This window comes from Maritalea mobilis (genome assembly GCF_004363175.1).
Classification (GTDB): domain Bacteria; phylum Pseudomonadota; class Alphaproteobacteria; order Rhizobiales; family Devosiaceae; genus Maritalea; species Maritalea mobilis.
The window spans coordinates 1,009,674-1,029,038 of the sequence record NZ_SNYR01000001.1; the positions used below are offsets into that span (position 1 = coordinate 1,009,674).

The window sequence follows — 19,365 nt, forward strand, 5'->3', positions numbered from 1 at the left end:
GGTCCTAAAACGGCAGTTCTTTCAAAGGACTGCCGTTATTTTTTGACCTCTTCCAACTCAATCAACGTGCCATCAAAATCCTTCGGATGTAAAAACAACACCGGTAGGCCGTGTGCCCCGATCTTAGGTTCACCATCCCCCAAAACCCGCGCGCCTTCATCTGACAGCTTCTGCGCCGCAGCGCGGATATCCTCCACCTCAAAACACATATGATGCATGCCGCCGGATGGGTTCTTTTTCAGGAAGGCCGCAATTGGTGAATTCTCACCCAAGGGATGCAGCAATTCCACTTTGGTGTTGGGCAGTTTCACAAAAACCACCGTCACGCCATGCTCAGGCAATTCTTGCGGCTCGGACACAGCCGCGCCCAACTGATCCCGATATTTCGCCGTTGCAGCCGCCAAATCTGGCACCGCGATGGCGATGTGATTGAGATTACCGATCATGGCTCGTTCCTCAGTTTGCCCTCAATCCGGCTCATCACCGCATTCGCCGCATCCAGCACATTGGTGCCGGGGCCAAAAATATCGGATACACCTGCATCGCGCAGCGCCTGATAATCCTGCTCTGGGATCACCCCACCCGCGAAAACGGAAATATGCTCTGCACCTTTTTCACGCAGCAGATCAACCAATTCTGGGATTAGGGTTTTATGGCCAGCCGCCAATGAAGAAGCGCCGATGGCGTCTACCTTCAAATCAATGGCTTTCTCGGCCACCTCAGCAGGTGTTTCAAACAGTTCGCCAATATGCACGTCAAAGCCCATATCAGCGAACGCCGTCGCGATGACTTTGGCGCCACGATCATGTCCGTCCTGCCCCATTTTGCCGATATAGATGGCAGGTTTGCGCGATTGATCAGTCTCAAACTCAGCAATGCGCTTGGTGATGGCTTGATATTCCGGATCGCCCGCATATTGCTCACTATAAACGCCCGAAATCACCTTAGTGGTGGGGCGATGGCGGCCGAAGACCTCTTCCATCGCATCCGAAATCTCGCCCAAAGTGGCGCGGGCACGGGCCGCGTCGATTGCGGCCGCAAGCAAATTACCCTCGCGCGTTTCCGCCACCTGACGCAGGGTCGCCAACGCTTTGTCGCAAGCATCTTGATTGCGGTTGGCACGAATACGCTGCAAAGCGTCGACCTGCTCGGCCCGCACTTTCTTATTGTCGATGTCGAGAATGTCGAGATCATCTTCTTTATCTAAGCGGTAGCGGTTGACGCCAACAATCACGTCTTCGCCCTTATCCACGCGAGTTTGGCGAATGGCAGCAGCGCGTTCAATCTCAAGCTTGGGCAAACCTTCCTGCACCGCTTTGGTCATGCCGCCTTTCTCTTCGATCTCAGCGATCATCTCACCCGCTTTTGCCACCATGTCAGCGGTAAGGCGCTCGACATAATAGGAGCCGCCGAGTGGGTCCACCACGTCAGTGACACGCGTTTCATGGTCCAAAATCAACTGGGTGTTGCGGGCAATGCGCGAGGAAAACTCGGTCGGCAACGCAATCGCCTCGTCAAACGAATTGGTGTGCAGGCTTTGCGTACCGCCCAAAATCGCCGCCATCGCTTCATAGGCGGTGCGCACAATATTGTTGTAAGGGTCCTGCTCGGTCAGCGACACACCAGAGGTTTGACAGTGGGTGCGCAACATCATGGAACGCGGATTCTTCGCGCCCAAATCTTTCATAATATCGGCCCAAAGGGTCCGCGCCGCGCGCAGCTTCGCCACTTCTGAGAAGAAGTTCATGCCGATGCCGAAAAAGAACGACAGGCGCCCGGCAAAGGCGTCAATATCCAACCCCCGCGCCTGCGCCGCGCGGACATATTCCATGCCATCGGCCAGCGTATAAGCCAGCTCCTGCACGGCGGTTGCCCCCGCTTCATGCATATGATAGCCGGAGATGGAAATGGAGTTGAATTTCGGCATAAATTCAGCCGTGTGCGCAATAATATCCGCGATGATCCGCATGCTCGGTTCAGGCGGATAGATAAAGGTGTTGCGCACCATAAATTCTTTCAAAATGTCATTTTGAATGGTGCCGGAAAGTTTTTCCTGGCTCACGCCCTGCTCTTCCGCCGCCACCACAAACATGGCCAGCACCGGGATCACCGCGCCATTCATGGTCATCGACACCGACATTTCATCCAGCGGAATACCGTCAAACAGCACCTTCATATCTTCTACGCTGTCAATGGCCACCCCAGCCTTGCCCACATCGCCCACCACGCGCTCATGATCGCTGTCATACCCCCGGTGGGTGGCCAAATCGAACGCCACCGAAAGGCCTTTTTGGCCCTTTTCCAGCGCTTGCCGATAAAAGCGGTTACTCTCTTTCGCCGTGGAAAAACCCGCATATTGCCGAATGGTCCAAGGGCGGTTGGCATACATAGTGGTCCGCACACCGCGGGTAAACGGCGCTTCGCCCGGCATCGCCTCATGCGCCTGCTCAGGCAAATCTTCGGCAAAATATGCAGGCCTGATTGGCACCCCACCATAATCTGTTTCCAGATCAGCAGGTTTCCGATCACGCAGCTCTTTTTCGGCGAGCGCCTGCCACTTTTTGTAGGTGTCGTTGGAGAGGGTCATTGGTCTTCAAACTCCATGATCACATCATCCACCGCCAACACCGCGCCGACATCTGCGGCGATTTTGGACACCACGGCCTTCTTCTCCGCCCGCAGCACATTTTCCATTTTCATGGCTTCGACAATGGCCAGTGGCTGACCTTCCTGCACCTCGTCGCCCTCAGCAACTTCAAGGCGCACCACCTGCCCCGGCATCGGACACAGCAGGAATTTGGACATGTCCGGCGGCATTTTCACTGGCATGTGCACCATCAAATCGGCCACATGCGGTTCAAACACCTGCACATTCATATCTGCGCCGCGATAACGCACCCGGAAGCCCGTGGCTTTGCGCGTGACTTGTGCAACGATGTAATCGTCACCCACCCGCGCGCGGATCAGGCTTTCGCCCGGCCCCCAATCGGTCTCGATACGCATCAGCGTTTCAAAATCATCCTCACGGTCGCGCCAGATGACGGCTTCTTCCAACACGTCAAAATCAAACCGCTCGTCACCGATCATCACCGACCGGGCCACATCCTTGATCGACAAGTCCAGCGTATCCGCTTCAGCAAAACCGCGATGTTGGCTGTGAAAGCCGATATAGGCCGCCAAACCAGCGATATTTTTCTTGGCCGCATTGCCCAACTCAACGCCGTTGAACCCCTCAGGAAATTCTTCAGCGATATAGCCCGTGGTAAGGCGGCCTTCTTTGAAACGGTCCTGCTCCATCACAGCGGAGAGGAACGGGATATTGTGGCCAATGCCTTCCACCTCAAACGCATCCAGCGCGTCAGACATCGCGGAAATGGCGGCAGCCCGATCTGGTGCCCAGGTGCATAATTTGGCGATCATCGGGTCGTAGAAGGTGGAGATTTCGCCCCCATCAAACACCCCAGTATCGTTGCGCACCACAAGGTCTTCAGATTCAAATTCTGACGGCGGGCGATAGGTCGTCAATCGTCCAATGGAAGGCAGGAAATTGCGATAGGGGTCTTCGGCATATAGTCGAGACTCAATTGCCCACCCATTGAGCGTGACCTCATCCTGAGCGATCGACAATTTCTCGCCCGCCGCAACGCGGAGCATTTGCTCCACTAGGTCAATCCCTGTGATCAATTCAGTGACAGGATGTTCCACCTGCAACCGCGTATTCATCTCAAGGAAATAAAAATTCTTGTCGCCATCCACGATGAACTCCACCGTGCCCGCGCTGGCATAGCCAACCGCCTTGGCCAAGGCCACAGACTGGTCGCCCATTTTTTTGCGGGTTTCTTCGTCCAAAAATGGTGATGGCGCTTCTTCAATCACTTTCTGGTTGCGGCGCTGAATGGAACATTCGCGCTCGCCCAGATAAATGCAATTACCATGCTTGTCGGCCAACACCTGAATTTCAATATGACGCGGATCGGTGACGAATTTTTCGATAAAAATCCGATCATCGCCAAAGCTTGACGCGGCTTCTGATTTGGACCGCTCAAAACCTTCGCGGGCTTCCGCATCATTCCACGCGATCCGCATGCCCTTGCCGCCACCGCCAGCGGAGGCCTTGATCATCACCGGATAACCAATCTCATTAGAGATTTTCACCGCTTCATCCGTGTCTTCAATCAGGCCCATATAGCCCGGCACGGTGGACACATCGGCTTCCTTGGCGATCTTTTTGGAGGTGATCTTATCCCCCATCGCCTCAATGGCTTTCGGCGGCGGCCCAATAAAGACAATGCCCGCCTTTTCAAGGCTCTCGCAAAACTTTGCGTTCTCACTCAAAAAGCCATAACCCGGATGCACCGCTTCCGCGCCAGTTTCTTTACAGGCCGCGATAATCTTATCGCCCAGCAAATAGCTTTCCGACGCCGGGGAGCCACCAATATGCACCGCCTCATCGGCCATGCTCACATGCAACGCTTCCCGATCCGCATCCGAATAAACCGCAACAGTTTTGATGCCCATTTTCTTGGCCGTTTTAATCACCCGACAGGCAATCTCGCCCCGGTTGGCAATAAGAATTTTTGAGAACATTATTTTTGTTTCTCCATTTTCGCGCCGTGCGCAATCTTTCACTTGGCCGTCCCGGACTTGATCCGGGACCAACCCGCAAACCGATCCCGGCTCAAGTCCGGGAATGCCCCTAGGGCTCTCCCTTGGTAAGGGAGTGGCCGAAAGCTACTCCGGCCGCTTACAGATAAAATCAATTTCCACCAGCGCATGCAGCGCCAGGCCGGTGACGCCAATCGTCGTGCGCGCCGGGCGGCGATCCTTGGGGAAAAAGCTCTGATAGGTTTCGTTAAACTGGGCATAGTCCCGATAAAAATCGGTGAGATAGCACCGCGCCATCATCACATGCTCCAGCCCCATATCGATGCCCCCCAACACAATCTTGAGGTTCTCCATCACCCGCACAGTCTGCGCTTCAATCCCCTCCGGCAAAGGCGCATCCGGCGCATCAGGAAAGGTCGGCATCTGCCCCGTAACAAACACCCACCCATTCGCTTCGGTCGCGTGGGAGAATGGCGCCACTGGTCGTGGGCCATCAGAAATCATATGGAATAGTGGATCAGTCAAAATATTACTCCTAATGAAGGTCGTGTAATCATAAGCCAAAAGATAATCAGCACCGAAAAGAACGCTGGAAAGCCGAACAAAAACCAAGTGCGAAAAAGCACATGGTATCGCTTCGAGAGCAGCAGACCGTTCGCATGCGCCGCCCTGGCCAAATCGCGCATTTCTTTTTGCATCCAGATAACCGGCAACCAAAACAGCCCTGTGATCACATAGAGTGCCAACGCCGCGACGACCCACCCCTCCCCTATTGACCAACCAATTTCAGCGGCCAATAAATATCCCGTTATTGGCTGCAACACGACAGCTGACGCCGTAAATACCCAATCTGCAATCACCACCACAGATGCGGTATGTGCAATTATCTCGGCATTACCAGTTCTGTGCGCCATCAGCATAAAAAACGCGATACCCGCCCCCGTGCCAAACAAAACCGTAGCGCCAAGAATGTGCAACCACCGAAGTACATCCAGATACTCAATCATCGTGCCGGCCTCGCTGCTAGAAGGAACATCGCTGTAAGCATGACCGGGATGATTTTCACCAACGGCCCAAGTGGGTCCATCCACAACTCTGGCGTAAAAAACGTTCCAGCCGCCAGATAGCCTGACGACAGAACTAAAGATGCAAGTAAGGCGAAAACGTGGGTTTTGCGAAACCAGATAGCGAGACCGATAAGCAAATCTAACAAACTGCCGCAGATAACAAACACATAAGACACGTCTTCATTAAATCTGTGCGAAATTTTCGCGACAGCCGCATCAAGATTCCAAACTCCAATTGCGCCGGAAAACACCCAAAACGCGCCAAACAAGAAAATAGCAGGCACAGCAACCAATTGAATTCGACCAAATAACAAATCTTGTGCGCCCAACCCCATTTCAGCTACATTTTGCGGCGCATCTTTCAAACGTTTTCCTGTAATCCCCGTAAAAACACTGGCATCGCCGGTTACGCCATTTTCCAAAACTTTGAACGCCGTGCTCCGTATCCCGGTTTGCCAGCCTAGATTCGAAATTAAATCGCCAACGACGCCGATGGAATTCTTTATAAATCGGGGCAATGTAAATGAAATCTTAGGCGGGCGATTACCGATTTTCTGACGCAAATTGAGCGTCAGATCGCTAAGAGAAATTGAATTTTCTTCCACAAGATCAAAGCATTTCCGGGTCAAACTATCATCCACCAATGACTGCGCAACCACCTCTGCAACATCGTCAACATGAACAGTTTGAACTTTTGATTCAGGAAAAATGCGAACATCAAAAACAGGCATCGCAGCCGCTATGCGCAGAATAGTCGAGCCACCAAAAGTATCTGTCGACAATACAAGTCCAGGGCGGATAATTGTCCAATCTAGATCGGAATTTGCGACATATGCATCTGCTTTGGCTTTAGTGCGCAAGAAACGGGTCGTCGCGTTCGGAGTGGCACCCAAAGCGGAAATCTGCACGAACTTCGCCACGTTTGTTGAAATCATTGCATCGACTAATGACATTATTGCTTTCACTTGCAGTGCTTCAAGTGAAACATTGGCTTGATCCTGCAATGCGCCCGAACAATTGACGACAGCATCTATACCATCCAAGAACGGAAGCCAGCTTGCTTCATCTACCATGTCTTGGAGATTTGCCGCTTGCCAAATTGCAGATGGAAACTTGTTCTTTCCGACCGTCGGGTTTCGTCCGACCCCTATCACGGAATGGCCGCCTGCCAGCAGGTCACGCGTTACAGCGCTCCCAATCAAACCATATCCACCAAGAACAAGAACGTTCACCTAACCTACCCCTACAACGGAATATTGTCGTGCTTCTTTATCGGCATCGACTGTTGCTTGTTCTTCAACGTCTCAAACGCCCGCGCCACGCGGCGTCTTGTGTTGTGGGGCATGATCACATCGTCGATAAAGCCCCGCTCGGCTGCCACGAACGGGTTGGCGAAGCGGTCTTCGTAATCTTTGGTGCGCTTGGCGATTTTTTCTTGGTCGCCCAACTCTGAACGATAAAGAATTTCCGTCGCGCCCTTCGCGCCCATCACCGCGATTTCCGCGCTTGGCCAAGCATAGTTCACGTCGGCACGAATATGCTTTGAAGCCATCACGTCATAAGCACCGCCATAGGCTTTGCGGGTGATGACGGTGACTTTGGGCACGGTCGCCTCCGCATAAGCGAACAGCAATTTCGCGCCATGCTTGATGATGCCGCCATATTCCTGCGCGGTGCCGGGCAAAAAGCCGGGCACATCAACAAGAGTGAGGATCGGAATATTGAAGCTATCGCAAAAACGCACGAAACGTGCTGCTTTTTTGGAGGAGTTGATGTCGAGACACCCGGCCAACACCAATGGCTGGTTGGCCACCACGCCGACGGACTGGCCGTTCAGCCGCATAAAGCCCGTAACAATGTTGCCCGCATGATCTTTTTGCAGCTCCAAAAACTCGCCTTCATCAGCGATTTTGTGGATCACTTCTTTCATATCATAAGGCTTGTTGGGACTATCTGGAATAATGGTATCAAGGCTCATCTCTGGCCGATCCACCACATCATTCACATCCACCTTCGGCGCCTTTTCCTGCGCATTCAGGGGGAGATAATCAAATAGGCGACGGACCTCCAACAATGTTTCCACATCATTGTCGAAGGCCGCGTCGGCCACGGAGGAAATCTTGGTATGCGTGCTCGCACCGCCCAGCTCTTCCTGGGTCACCGTTTCGTTGGTCACGGTTTTAACCACATCCGGCCCTGTCACAAACATATAGCTTGTGTCCTTCACCATATAGATGAAGTCGGTCATCGCCGGAGAATAAACCGCGCCGCCCGCGCAGGGCCCCATAATCACCGAGATTTGCGGCACCGCGCCCGAGGCCATCACATTGCGCAAGAACACATCAGCATAACCACCAAGGGAGGCCACACCTTCCTGAATCCGCGCGCCGCCACTATCGTTCAGCCCGATCACTGGTGCACCATTTTGCACCGCCAGTTCCATGATTTTGCAGATTTTCTGGGCATGGGTTTCCGACAAGGAACCGCCAAAAACGGTAAAATCTTGTGAAAACACATAGGTGAGCCGCCCATTAATGGTGCCCCACCCCGTCACCACCCCATCGCCGGGAATGATGTTTTCTTCCATGCCAAAATCGGTGCAACGATGGGTGACAAACATGTCATATTCTTCAAAGCTGCCCGGATCGAGCAACACAGAAAGCCGCTCCCGCGCGGTGAGCTTGCCCTTGCCATGTTGTGTATCAATCCGGCGCTGCCCGCCCCCAAGCCGTGCCCCAGCCCGCTTTTGTTCAAGCTGCTCGATAATGTCCTGCATGTATCAGCCCCTACGAAAAAATTAAAATCGCGATCTTTTGCACAGCCTGCCAAAAGCAAACGCGACTTTAAAGGGCTGAAAGTGTAAACAAGAACACCTTTTTAACATTGAAAATTGTAAATTTGTGAATTTTGTGTAATTCTGATGGGAAGGTAGTTACGGCAGTGCCATTCGCCTCCGCCGTCATTCCCGCGTAAGCGGGAATCTAGGGGTGAATGTCGACGATGTAATCGCTAGCGTTTTGCGCATCGGCTTGCTCCTGCCTGGATTACCGGATCAAGCCCGGTAATGACGAAGAGGATGTGGCATCGCGAAACAAGCCAATGTGATTTCGTGAGGACATGTGAATTGGATTGCAAGATCAAGTCTTGCAATGACGGGAGAGTGGTAGGTTGGCGGCCTACAAAAAAGCCACTGTATGGCACCAATCGGCGGGGGTGCCGGGGTAGTGAGCGCAGCGAACGACGGCGGCGCGTAAAAAAATGCCCGGTGGCGGCAAGAAAGGAACACGATGGCACAACGTAAAATCTTCGCAGGCGTCAAACTCCGCGCCCTTCGGGAACAGCAAAAGCTGACCCAGGCCGAGTTCGCCACGCGGCTGGACATATCCACCTCCTACATCAACCAGCTCGAAAACAATCAACGCCCTGTCACGGCGGCGATTATGTTGTCGCTGGCGGAGAATTTTAATGTCGATGTAACCAGCCTGCTGGCCGATAAATCGGACCGGCTGATCATCGACCTGAAAGAGATTTTTGCCGACCCGCTTTTCGCCGATAACCCGCCCGGCTTGCAGGAGCTGAAATCCCTCGCCACCAACACCCCGCAAACCGCCCACGCTTTTATGCGGCTTTATGAGGCCTATCGGAAATCCAATGAACGGATGGCCGGGGTGGACGATGTGTTGATGCGCGAACAAGCGGGCAATTTGCAAACTTCTTATGAAGAGGTGCGCGACTTTTTTCATTATGCCGATAATTATATCGACCCGTTGGACCGCGCGGCCGAGGATTTGGCTGGGGAGCAAGCCCTTGATGGCCACGACAAAATGGAGCGGCTCGTCAAATATTGCGAGCGGGTGCACGATTTGACGGTTGAATTTGTGATGCCCAATAAGCGCGACATGATCCGGCAATTTGACCGAACGCGGCGCGTGATCCGGCTCAACACCACCTTGGATAAATCGACACAGTTTTTCCAACTCGCCAACCAATTGGCCCTGCTTGAGCAAACCTCCCTGATCAACCAGATATTGTCCGATGCCAATTTCAAGCGCGACGAAGCCCGCGCCATCTGCCGCATCGGGCTGGCCAATTATTATGCGGGCGCACTGCTGATGCCCTATAACCAGTTTCTGAAAGAGGCGCAGGCCGTGCGCTACGACATTGAAATCATGGCCCAGCGCTTTGGTGCCAGCCTAGAGCAGGTCGCCCATCGCCTCTCCACCCTACAACGCCCGCAACTGCGGGGCATCCCCTTTTTCTTTGCGCGGGTGGACCAAGCGGGCACCATCACCAAGCGCCACTCAGCCACCGCCCTGCAATTCGCCCGGTTCGGCGGGGCCTGCCCCCTATGGAATGTGCACCGTGCGTTTGAATCCCCGCAGCGGATCATCCGCCAGCGCGCCGAAACGCCGGATGGCAAACGCTATTTATGCCTTGCCTGGGCCAGCGAAAAACGCGCAGGCGGCTTTCGCCAACCCACGCGCCGCTATGCCTATGCGCTGGGCTGCGAAATCGAGCATGCCAGCGAGCTGATCTATTCCGACGATTTGGATATTGGCGCAGATGCCGCGTTCGACCCCATCGGCGTTTCCTGCCGCACCTGCGAACGGCGCAACTGCACCCAACGGTCCGTACCGCCCATCGCCGCCGAAATTTCCATCACCCCAGACGAGCGCAGCGTGGTGCCCTACGAAATTAACTAGCACCCAGATGATTACCTGCCCCACACAACCTAAAATGGCAAAAATCGAACTGAAAATTGCAAATCTTGTTGCAAACCCAACAAATTTCTGGCAGCATAATCAAACGGAATATGGTTCTTGGAAACGCGAGAACTACCAGATGAATCAATGGGTTAAAACCTTTTCGCACTTGCCAAAAGCATAGCCTCGCGTTCAAAGATTAAACCACGCCCGCCAACAAACTGTTCTTTATGCAGAATGTCGACTTCTGGATGGTTTGGTGCGTCCGTGCTCGGCTGATTTGCGAGCTAAATTTGTATGGAAAAGTACGATTCATAAGCATCCAACGCCGCGCGCAAAGTCGTTTTCCCACAAGCCTTCTGATTTAAATGGGAATCTGATATCTCACAGTTATCTTGGTTGGAGATCGTGAACTATGTCAGAAAAGCTGTGTTTCATCGTTGGCGCCGGCGCAAGTAAACTCGCCGGATTTCCGACCGGTGATATACTTGTAGAACAGATTGCAGACCTACTTAATCTTAAATGGAACAATCGGCACCCTGCCAATCCCTCTGCAAACGACGAGTTTCGCGCAGCACTAAATCCCATCTTTAAGGAATACGGTGATCAAAAAGTTCATGTCGCTATAAGCCAACTCCGAAACTCACTTGAACAAGGAGCTTCAATCGATCGCATTCTAGACATCAACAGCGAAAACGAGCTAATGGTTGCGATCGGCAAGCTAGCAATTGTTTATAGTATTCTGAAATGTGAACAATTTAGCACACTCAATATTCCTTCTGACAATATATACAACAGGATTTATTTTTCGCATGAGAATAATCGTTGGTATAAGACTCTTTGGCAAAACATCTTTTTCAAATATGACAAAGCCCAACTGATTGAAAAAGCAACAAACATTAAATTTATCGTTTTCAACTACGACAGATGTATTGAACACTACCTTTACAATTCGTTTAAAAACTGCTTTCCAGATGACAACCAAGCGGCATATTCTTTTGTCGCCAACCTAGAAATTATTCACCCATACGGCGCAATTTCAGAACTGCCCTATGATGGTCAAAATCACACAAGCAAATCGCCGCTCGTGAATTTTGGTGAAAGAACCGCCAACGGAATGTTTGCAAGATTGTCTCAAAACATAAGACTGTTCACGGAGGGGCTAGAAGACGATGGCAAGATCGCCGAAAGGATTCAAACCATTGTTGAAGAGTCCAACAAAATCATTTTTCTAGGTTTTGGTTTTGCAGACATGAATATGAAAATACTTAAGCCGACTTGCGCACCCGAAAGTCGCCAAGCTAGAAGAATTTTTGCAACCGCATACGGTATTAGTGAATACAACCGACAAGCAATTATCCAAGAAATAAAGCCACTGATGCGAGACGGATTTGACAGCTTTATCGAAGTCGACAACACCGCGGACTGCAAAAAGCTACTCGAGGATTATTCCGCAGGAATTGCTGGGCTTTAAAAAGCGCGGGAACTTGCCCGCGCTGTCTTTTCTGATGTTTCAGAATTTAAACCTGAATATCAACCAATCGCCCGGTGCCATCGGCAGGTGGCGCTTTGGTTTCGTCAGTCTTCTTTTCAGCAAACTCCTCAACCGCCGTTTTCTTGGCTTCGAGTTGCTCCACTTCGCCCTTTTCCTTTGCAGGCGGCGCTGGTGGCTCGGAACGTACATATTGTACGGGCTGACTCACCGGTGAAATTGAACTCATATTGCGTCTCCTTCGATCAGCATGGGTTGATTGCCTTCGTGAAAAGACAATGCTCCACCGCGAAGCCTACGCGTTGGCTGATAAGGAGCTATTAGGAGTTTGGGTAAAATTAGCTGAAAACTTTATTGAACGATTTCCCCGCCCCGCTCCAGCGTTCCCCTTCGGAGAGAAGGACCATCTTTTCTTCCAAGAAGCTGCGGAACGCCCGCACACGGGTGGGCATAAGGCGGCGATCGGCATAGACCATGAAAACGTGCCGCATTTCAGTTTCATATTCCGGCAAGAGCTGCACCAAACGGCCATCGCGCATGGGTTGCCGCATGTAAAAGAGCGGGCCATACATGATGCCCATACCCTGAATTGCCGCCTGCACAACCGTGCGGATGGAATTGATGCTATAACGTGGCGCGGGGAAAAACTCGAACCGTTCCCCATCGACCCGAAAGCCCCAGCCCTTTTGCGGATCAGAGGTGAGTAGGTCAAAATTTGGCAAATCCTGCGGCACAGTCGGCTTGCCCTTTGCTTCGATATAGCTCGGCGCAGCGCCGACGCACATTTGCGTGTCCAACAGTTTCCGCTGCACCAAACTGGGCTGGGTGGGCGGCACCACCACCAAAGATAAATCCAACTGATCTTCAACAAAATGCTGATCGGAAATGGCAAACTTGATCTGTATGTCCACCTGCGGGTGCTGCGCCAGAAACTCAAGCGACCAATCATGCAAATAATCAATCGCCATACTCTCCGGGCAGGAAATGCGGATTGAACCTGACAGAACATCCGCCCGATCATTTAATGCGGAAAGTTGTTCCTGAAGCTGCGAAAAATCATCGCTGAGCGAATTGTAATAACGCTCCCCATCAATTGTGAGCTTGAACTGCTTGGCATGGCGATGCACCAGCTTGTGCCCCACCTGCTCTTCCAATTGTGCCAAATGGCGCGACAAGGTGGGGGCGGAGATATTCAGCTTCTGCGCCGCTTTGGTGAGGCTGCCTTCGCGCACAATTTCACAAAAATGGTGCAGCGCATTCAAATCTAATGATTTCATTTTTGAAATTTAAACTTCCAAAATTCGATATTTATCCATCAATAATGAAAGCATATATTTTCCTCATCACCAAGAAAAAAGGTTTTGAGATGAACAAACTTCCCGCAAAATTTCGCCAGCCAATTGTCGGCCTTGGCATTATGATTGTTATGCTATCAAGCTTGCCCGCCATTCTGGTTTCGCAAAATTTGCCGCCGCAGGCAGACTTTGGCAGCGCCTATTTTAACGCCATTGGCCAAATTGCACCTTATGCCATTCCGTTGGGCATCGGCTCAGCCATCCTGTTCAATTTGCTAGCAAATTTCTTTATCGAGAAAGTGCGATGAGCATTTAAGGCAAGAGTGACAAAGCGTCACCCTTGCCTTTGGGCCCGATAAGCGATAGCGCTAAAGCATAGATTGTCTGACAAAGGCGAACCCATGGCGAAGGCGCAAGAAACCGACACACAGCACAAATGGCATGAAGATATTCAAGCCCTTGTTTTAGGCACACTTTTGGTGGCCCTTGGCGTAAGCATGTATAAAGCCGCCATGCTGGGCACCGGCGGCATTAACGGCCTTGCCCTTTTGCTGTCTTATACTTCGCCATTTGAATTCGGCATGCTGTTCTTTGTGTTAAACCTACCTTTTTACTGGCTGGCCTATAAACGGCTCGGCGTGGCTTTCACCATCAAAACATTCGCGGCTGTGGGCCTTGTGTCACTGTTCGCACAACTCACCCCGCAATGGATCAGCTTTGATATGCTGCACCCGGTTTATGCCAGCCTTGTGGGCGGTGGCATAATTGGCGTTGGCTTGCTGATCCTGTTTCGCCATAAATCCGGCTTGGGCGGGGTGAACATTTTGGCCGTTTATCTGCAAGATCGCTATGGCATCCGCGCTGGCTATTTGCAAATGGGCGTGGACGCGGCCATTTTGTGCGGCTCATTCTTTGTGCTGAGTTGGCAACAGGTTGCCCTGTCTATCATGGGCGCTGTGGTGCTGAATCTGGTGATCGCCACCAACTTCCGCCCCGGCCGCTATGTTGGGTTTTCCGGTGCCTTTTTTGCACAAAGCAAAGACGACAAAACGGATTAAACCTCGCCCTCATAAAGCGGCAGGCTGACCCGGAAACAGGCACCATCATCTGCCCCTTTAACAAGGTCAATCTTACCCTTCATACGCGCAATAATTTGCGAGGAGATGGCAAGGCCAAGGCCAGACCCGGTTTGCCCACTGATGGCGCCACGTTGGCCCCGTGCAAATTTCTCAAACACGCGTCGCCGATCCTTTGCGGCAATGCCTGGCCCATTATCCTGAAATTCAATCAACAGCCGTTTGCCGCTGGTGCTGAACCGCACCTCAACAAATGGATGGTCCGCATGATTATATTTAATCGCGTTGGTAATGAGATTGATAAACACTTGTGCCAGACGGTCAGCATGCCCCAGCACCAGCGCTTCGGCAGGCACATTATGGCGCTTTATCTGCATCTTTTTCTGCCGCGCCAGGCTTTCGCACACGGAAACGGCACGATCCAGCGCACTCACCACATCAACCGGCACATTGGTCCAAACCTTTTCGCCACGTTCTAGCGCGCTGAGATCCAAAATCTCGTCCAACAATTGGGTTAGCCGCAAACTCTCTGTATGGATGGTCGACAGAAAACGCTGACGATCATGCGCATCCAATTCATCAGGCTCTAGCAGAATTTCTGAGAAGGATCGAATGGAAGTCATCGGGGTGCGCACCTCGTGGCTCACTTGCGACAAAAACTCATCCTTTTGCTGATCTAGTTCGCGCAGCTTGGCATTGGCATCTTGCAATTTCTCTGCCGTCAGCCGCAGTTCTTCAGACTTCTGCTCCAACTGTTGCGAATATTCGATCACTTGTTGGGTTTCGTCGGCAATCTTCATCACCTCCTGCAAGGAGATATTGTCGCCAGAAACCACTTGCGAAATCATAACGTGCGCCGACGCAGCGCCGATAGAACCTGCCAATTCCTTTTCCAGCAAGGCGATAAATTCAGGCGTGGGTTCCAAGTTGGAGCGGCTGCGCCCCTGCTCACGCGCAAAACTGTCGAAAACCGATCCAGCCCGCTCTGCTCCCAGCACGCGCTGCGCCACAAAGAACAAATCATTGGTGGCGGCAGATGTGCGCATGAACCGCGTTTCAATGCCCGGCATCCGCCTAAACGCATCCACAAACAACGCGCTTTGAATGCGCTCAAGCACTGATTGAGAGGTGGAAAGCGACACAACGATCAACGCAATCGTGTTGGCAAACAGGCTCCAAAAAACGGAGTGTACCAATGGGTCCAAACCAGTGAGGCCAAACAAGGCCTGCGGCTTCAAAAACTCAATGCCATAAGGGCCATTTTGCACCCAATGGGCAACGCTGATGCTCGACTCCTCAAAACTGGGAACGAACATGGAATATGCCCAAACCACAAAGCCAATGGAAAGCCCGGCCCCTGCCCCCTTTGCCGTGGCATCGCGCCAAAACAAAGCAGCAATGATGGCGGGCAAGGTTTGCGCAACCCCTGCAAAGGAGATCAAACCAATGCGCGCCAAGGCACCAGAACCGTTGGTGAGCCAGAAATAAAGAAAGCCAAGCCCCAAAATCACACAGATTGAGATGCGGCGGCTGGTAAGCAGCAAATCAGTTACCCCACCACTTTCCTCATCATCTCGCCGCCCGGGCAACCGCAACGCAATGGGCACCACAATATGGTTGGACACCATGATCGACAGCGCGATGGACGCAATAATAATCATGGAGGTCGCGGACGAGAAACCACCAATAAAGGCAAACAGGGCCAATCCCTCTTGCCCAAAACTCAATGGCAAGGTCAATACAAACATGTCCGGATCGCTACCCGGCGGCAACATGGCGGTGCCCACTATGGCAATCGGCAATGTGAAGATGCTGATCGCAAACAGATAAAGCGGAAATGCCCAACTTGCCGTGCGCAAATGGTTTTCGTTGGAATTTTCAACAACAGTGATCTGAAACTGCCGTGGCAAACAAATGATGGCGGCGGCGGAAAGTACCGTCATCGCTACCCAGCGCGAATTGAACCCACCATATTCAAACGCATTGATCTGCGCCGCATCCGCGCGGGCAAACACCTCAGAAAAGCCGTCGCCCAGCCCAAACACCACAAATATGCCGACCGCCAACAAGGCAATCAGTTTGATGATCGCCTCGAACGCAATCGCAGCCACCACCCCATGATGCTGCTCTTTTGCATCCACATTTCGCGTGCCAAACAAAATGGTGAAGATGGCCATGGCCACCGCAACGCCTAGTGCCAACCGCACATCATCCACATTCAAGCCCGGCTGATCGACATTATCGCCCAATGTCATAACGTTGAGGCTGGAGGTGATCGCTTTAAGCTGAAGCGCGATGTAAGGCGTGGTGCCGATCACAGCAATCAAAGTCACCAACACAGCCAAGCTGGAGCTTTTGCCAAAGCGCGACGAAATCAAATCGGCAAGCGATGTGATCCGCTGGGTACGCCCCACCCGCACCAGCTTACGCAACCCGAACCACCAGCCCACAAACACCAAGGTGGGACCAAGATAAATGGTGAAAATCTCATAGCCCGTGCGGGCTGCCGAGCCCACTGCACCATAAAAGGTCCAACTGGTGCAATAAACAGAAATGGCGAGTGTATAAATAAGAGGCGAACGCAAAAACTTGCCTGCTGACCCTTTGGCCCAGCGCTCGCTGAAATAAGCTAGCGCAAACAACAGCACCACATAACCAAGCGCAATCAGAATGATGAGATTGGTGGCGATCATTGATCACGATCCCGCTCTGATCGCCCGGCACGCGGTTCAGGCTCATCGCGCGGCAACAAGCGCGCCAATGCAAATGAAGATGCAATCAAAAAGAACCAAACGCCAAACAGATAGGCAAATATAGTTGGCAGGCCAAATATGGTGCCCCCACGATCAAACAAATGCACAATTGGCGGCATAATCAAAATCGCACCAAAGATTGGCAAAAAGAAACCAAACCCTTCGCTGCGCCGCCTGTTCGCCATCAATCCACCCTTTGCTCGTCACCGATCAGGGCTTTAACAGCGCCCACCACATCGCTATTGGCATAGGGCTTGGTGACAAAACTATTAGCCCCCAACTCCTCGGCAATTTTCCGATCTTGCGCTTGCCCCTTTGCGGTGAGCATCAGCACCGGCAATTTTGCCGTGGCCTCGTCTTGCCGCAATTGTTTAAGCACCTCAAAGCCAGACTTTTTGGGCAACATCACATCCAAGACAACAATGCGCGGCTTGATTTCGCGCACTGCCCGCAACGCGGCTTCCCCATCTTGAGCGGATCGCGTCGACCACCCCGCACGACGCAAAATAAAGTCGAGAGAGTCCAGAATACTGGGCTCGTCCTCAACGATTAGGACATCTATGGTCACAAATTCCTCCTCCTCGCAATCGAACCTCCCAATTCGATTACCCGCGAAACATAGGGCGAAAATTACGTCTCGCCAATATCGAAATTTATTTCTGTCAGGGGCAGCCGCACTGTGTGGGCACCACCTGCCCCTGTAAACATCTCTTCCTGCCGGCTTTCGCACGAGCGACGAATACACATACGGCAGGTAGGACCAACCGGCACATCCACTTGTGGATTATCAAGGCTCATGCCTTTGCCATAAACCGTTTGATCCGCATAAAGCACATCGCAAACCAACATCACCGATGTATAAAGCGGGCGCGATTGAAACCGATCTGCGCGCTTGGCGAATGATTTTGCCAACATCAAATATCGCCCTCCATCGGGATAGCTTACCGTTTGCCGCACAACTTCATTTGGATGACGAAACGCGTCAAACAATGTCCAAAGCGGACACCCATGCCCCGCATTTGGCCATGCCATACCGGGCAGCGGAAAATGCTTCGACAAGCGACCAGAAGGATCGGCACGAAGAAAACCAAACGGAATACCTTCTTCCCCGGGCCGCCGTAACGTGACCAATCTATGAGCAACCTGCTCATAGCTGGCCGCATATCGCTGGCTCAGATAATCAATGTCATAAGAGCTTTGCTCAGCTTCACGCAAAAAATCTTCATATGGAAAAATCAGCGCCCCTGCCAAATAAGAGCCAAGCGCCCGAATGGCCAACCGCCTTGACGCGGGCGTGCTCAACCGATCATCTTTGACCAATGCGGTGAGTTCTTCCCGCGCTTTCAACTCACCATAGAGCCGCGCCATTTGAAACTGTCGAGTGGCCAAGGTGGCGCTGCCTTGAAACCAAAGCACCTTATCTTTCGCGTCAAACCGATATTGCATCGGAAAGCCTGTTTCTGATCGCGCCAACTGCGCAACCCGCTTGATCTCAATGCCAAATTCATCGCGCAACTGTGCCACCAAATCCGCCTCAACCACGCTGCCGCGCTGTGCAAACCCTTCGCGCAATTGCGCCGCCCTGTCTTCAAGCGAGGGAAAATAATTCTTCTGCTCAACGATCAAATCATCCAACTCACGCGCAGGCGTGAGCGAACGGTTGCGACCTGCTTCGCCCTCAAATTGATCAATCAAGGTCTGCGCCACATCAGAAAGGGCACGACTTTCCCGTGAGACCATGGAATGAAAGCGCTGCTGCTCCTCAGCTTCCAAATCCGGCACATCTGTCAAAATCTCTGCCGAAGACCGCACCGCCGTAATCTGAGACAACATTTGATGCAAAAGGTCCGCTAAAAGCGGATCAGATTTAAGCCGATTTGAATAGGCTTCTGCCTCCGCCACTGCGTCAGCATATGCCTGGTAAGTTTGGTGAAGCGCACGCGCTGCCCGCGGATTGGTCGCCACCAACTCCCGAGCTTCAGCCGCCCCCATTTTGAGCGATTCTAATGCTGGATCGGAGAAGATTTCTTCGAGCGCACTGAGCAATCTTTGCTCATTTTCTCCTGTCAATTCATCCAGCGCCACATTCAATTTTTGTGCAATCGCCTGCAAAAGCGAGCCACCAACATCCCGTTTATTGGCTTCAATCAGATTGAGATAGCTTGGCGAAATGCCCACCAATTTCGCAAAATTACTCTGCGAGTATCCCAAGGATTTCCGCTGGTTACGGATTTTCAGACCGATTGGCGCCCGCATTTTTCATGCCCTCAAACCACACGGCTTGTAAAATAATTTACAAGCATTTGTAAAAATATGTACACGATTTTACAAAATTTTCCTTATATTACAAGCGTCTATTGAAAAGTTTTCAAAA

17 protein-coding genes are annotated in these 19,365 nt (G+C 52.1%); 4 read left to right on the forward strand and 13 right to left on the reverse strand.

The genetic code is table 11. The features are described 5' to 3' along the window. Positions 1–35: 35 nt before the first annotated feature. The 7 genes from mce to ATL17_RS04900 all read right to left on the reverse strand — a co-directional run bounded on the left by mce (position 36) and on the right by ATL17_RS04900 (position 8,448). Complete coding sequence (mce, locus tag ATL17_RS04870; RefSeq protein WP_133571632.1) at positions 36–446, reverse strand: methylmalonyl-CoA epimerase; 411 nt, start codon at positions 444–446, stop codon at positions 36–38. Continuing rightward, positions 443–2,587: a methylmalonyl-CoA mutase gene (gene scpA / locus ATL17_RS04875; RefSeq protein ID WP_133571633.1), complete on the reverse strand. Its 2,145-nt coding sequence runs from the start codon at positions 2,585–2,587 to the stop codon at positions 443–445. Before scpA ends, mce begins: the two co-directional genes overlap by 4 nt. Next, positions 2,584–4,587 carry an acetyl-CoA carboxylase biotin carboxylase subunit gene (locus ATL17_RS04880; protein ID WP_133571634.1) on the reverse strand — a complete coding sequence of 668 codons (2,004 nt, stop codon included), beginning with the start codon at positions 4,585–4,587 and terminating at the stop codon, positions 2,584–2,586. Before ATL17_RS04880 ends, scpA begins: the two co-directional genes overlap by 4 nt. Before the next feature lie 144 nt (positions 4,588–4,731). Further along, positions 4,732–5,109, reverse strand: a complete 378-nt coding sequence (locus ATL17_RS04885) for a RidA family protein (RefSeq protein ID WP_208111152.1) — start codon at positions 5,107–5,109, stop codon at positions 4,732–4,734. A 17-nt stretch (positions 5,110–5,126) separates the two neighbouring features. After that, entirely contained in the window at positions 5,127–5,612 is a 486-nt protein-coding gene (locus tag ATL17_RS04890) for a DUF2269 family protein (protein WP_133571636.1), read from the reverse strand. Next, the gene (locus ATL17_RS04895; RefSeq protein ID WP_133571637.1) at positions 5,609–6,904 is read right to left on the reverse strand and encodes an SDR family oxidoreductase; all 1,296 of its coding nucleotides are present in this window, start codon (positions 6,902–6,904) and stop codon (positions 5,609–5,611) included. Before ATL17_RS04895 ends, ATL17_RS04890 begins: the two co-directional genes overlap by 4 nt. Before the next feature lie 11 nt (positions 6,905–6,915). Further along, complete coding sequence (locus ATL17_RS04900; RefSeq protein ID WP_133571638.1) at positions 6,916–8,448, reverse strand: acyl-CoA carboxylase subunit beta; 1,533 nt, start codon at positions 8,446–8,448, stop codon at positions 6,916–6,918. Positions 8,449–8,959: 511 nt separating this feature from the next. Between ATL17_RS04900 and ATL17_RS04905 the strand changes: the two genes are divergently transcribed. Continuing rightward, positions 8,960–10,375, forward strand: coding sequence for a helix-turn-helix domain-containing protein (locus tag ATL17_RS04905; protein ID WP_133571639.1), 1,416 nt, complete (start codon positions 8,960–8,962; stop codon positions 10,373–10,375). Between the two features lie 415 nt (positions 10,376–10,790). Further along, positions 10,791–11,849 carry an SIR2 family protein gene (locus ATL17_RS04910; protein WP_133571640.1) on the forward strand — a complete coding sequence of 353 codons (1,059 nt, stop codon included), beginning with the start codon at positions 10,791–10,793 and terminating at the stop codon, positions 11,847–11,849. 46 nt (positions 11,850–11,895) lie between these two features. Here the strand turns inward: ATL17_RS04910 and ATL17_RS04915 are convergent, their stop codons facing one another. After that, positions 11,896–12,096: a hypothetical protein gene (locus ATL17_RS04915; RefSeq protein ID WP_133571641.1), complete on the reverse strand. Its 201-nt coding sequence runs from the start codon at positions 12,094–12,096 to the stop codon at positions 11,896–11,898. A gap of 109 nt (positions 12,097–12,205) precedes the next feature. Then, positions 12,206–13,144 (reverse strand): LysR family transcriptional regulator, encoded by a 939-nt coding sequence (locus tag ATL17_RS04920; protein WP_133571642.1) that lies wholly within the window; start codon positions 13,142–13,144, stop codon positions 12,206–12,208. 89 nt (positions 13,145–13,233) lie between these two features. Here ATL17_RS04920 and ATL17_RS04925 point away from each other — a divergent pair, with 89 nt between their 5' ends. Then, the gene (locus ATL17_RS04925; protein WP_133571643.1) at positions 13,234–13,470 is read left to right on the forward strand and encodes a hypothetical protein; all 237 of its coding nucleotides are present in this window, start codon (positions 13,234–13,236) and stop codon (positions 13,468–13,470) included. A 93-nt stretch (positions 13,471–13,563) separates the two neighbouring features. Then, a complete protein-coding gene (locus ATL17_RS04930) occupies positions 13,564–14,220 on the forward strand; it encodes a YitT family protein (RefSeq protein ID WP_133571644.1) in 657 nt (218 codons plus the stop codon). On the opposite strand, the gene ATL17_RS04935 is transcribed toward ATL17_RS04930, so the two are convergent. The 4 genes from ATL17_RS04935 to ATL17_RS04950 all read right to left on the reverse strand — a co-directional run bounded on the left by ATL17_RS04935 (position 14,217) and on the right by ATL17_RS04950 (position 19,247). Further along, entirely contained in the window at positions 14,217–16,931 is a 2,715-nt protein-coding gene (locus ATL17_RS04935) for an ATP-binding protein (protein WP_133571645.1), read from the reverse strand. The two genes, ATL17_RS04930 and ATL17_RS04935, sit on opposite strands and share 4 nt — an antisense overlap. Continuing rightward, positions 16,928–17,176 carry a hypothetical protein gene (locus tag ATL17_RS04940; RefSeq protein ID WP_133571646.1) on the reverse strand — a complete coding sequence of 83 codons (249 nt, stop codon included), beginning with the start codon at positions 17,174–17,176 and terminating at the stop codon, positions 16,928–16,930. Before ATL17_RS04940 ends, ATL17_RS04935 begins: the two co-directional genes overlap by 4 nt. Further along, a complete protein-coding gene (locus ATL17_RS04945) occupies positions 17,176–17,559 on the reverse strand; it encodes a response regulator transcription factor (protein ID WP_133571647.1) in 384 nt (127 codons plus the stop codon). Before ATL17_RS04945 ends, ATL17_RS04940 begins: the two co-directional genes overlap by 1 nt. Positions 17,560–17,621: 62 nt before the next feature. Further along, a complete protein-coding gene (locus ATL17_RS04950; RefSeq protein ID WP_133571648.1) occupies positions 17,622–19,247 on the reverse strand; it encodes a helix-turn-helix domain-containing protein in 1,626 nt (541 codons plus the stop codon). Positions 19,248–19,365: the final 118 nt, after the last annotated feature.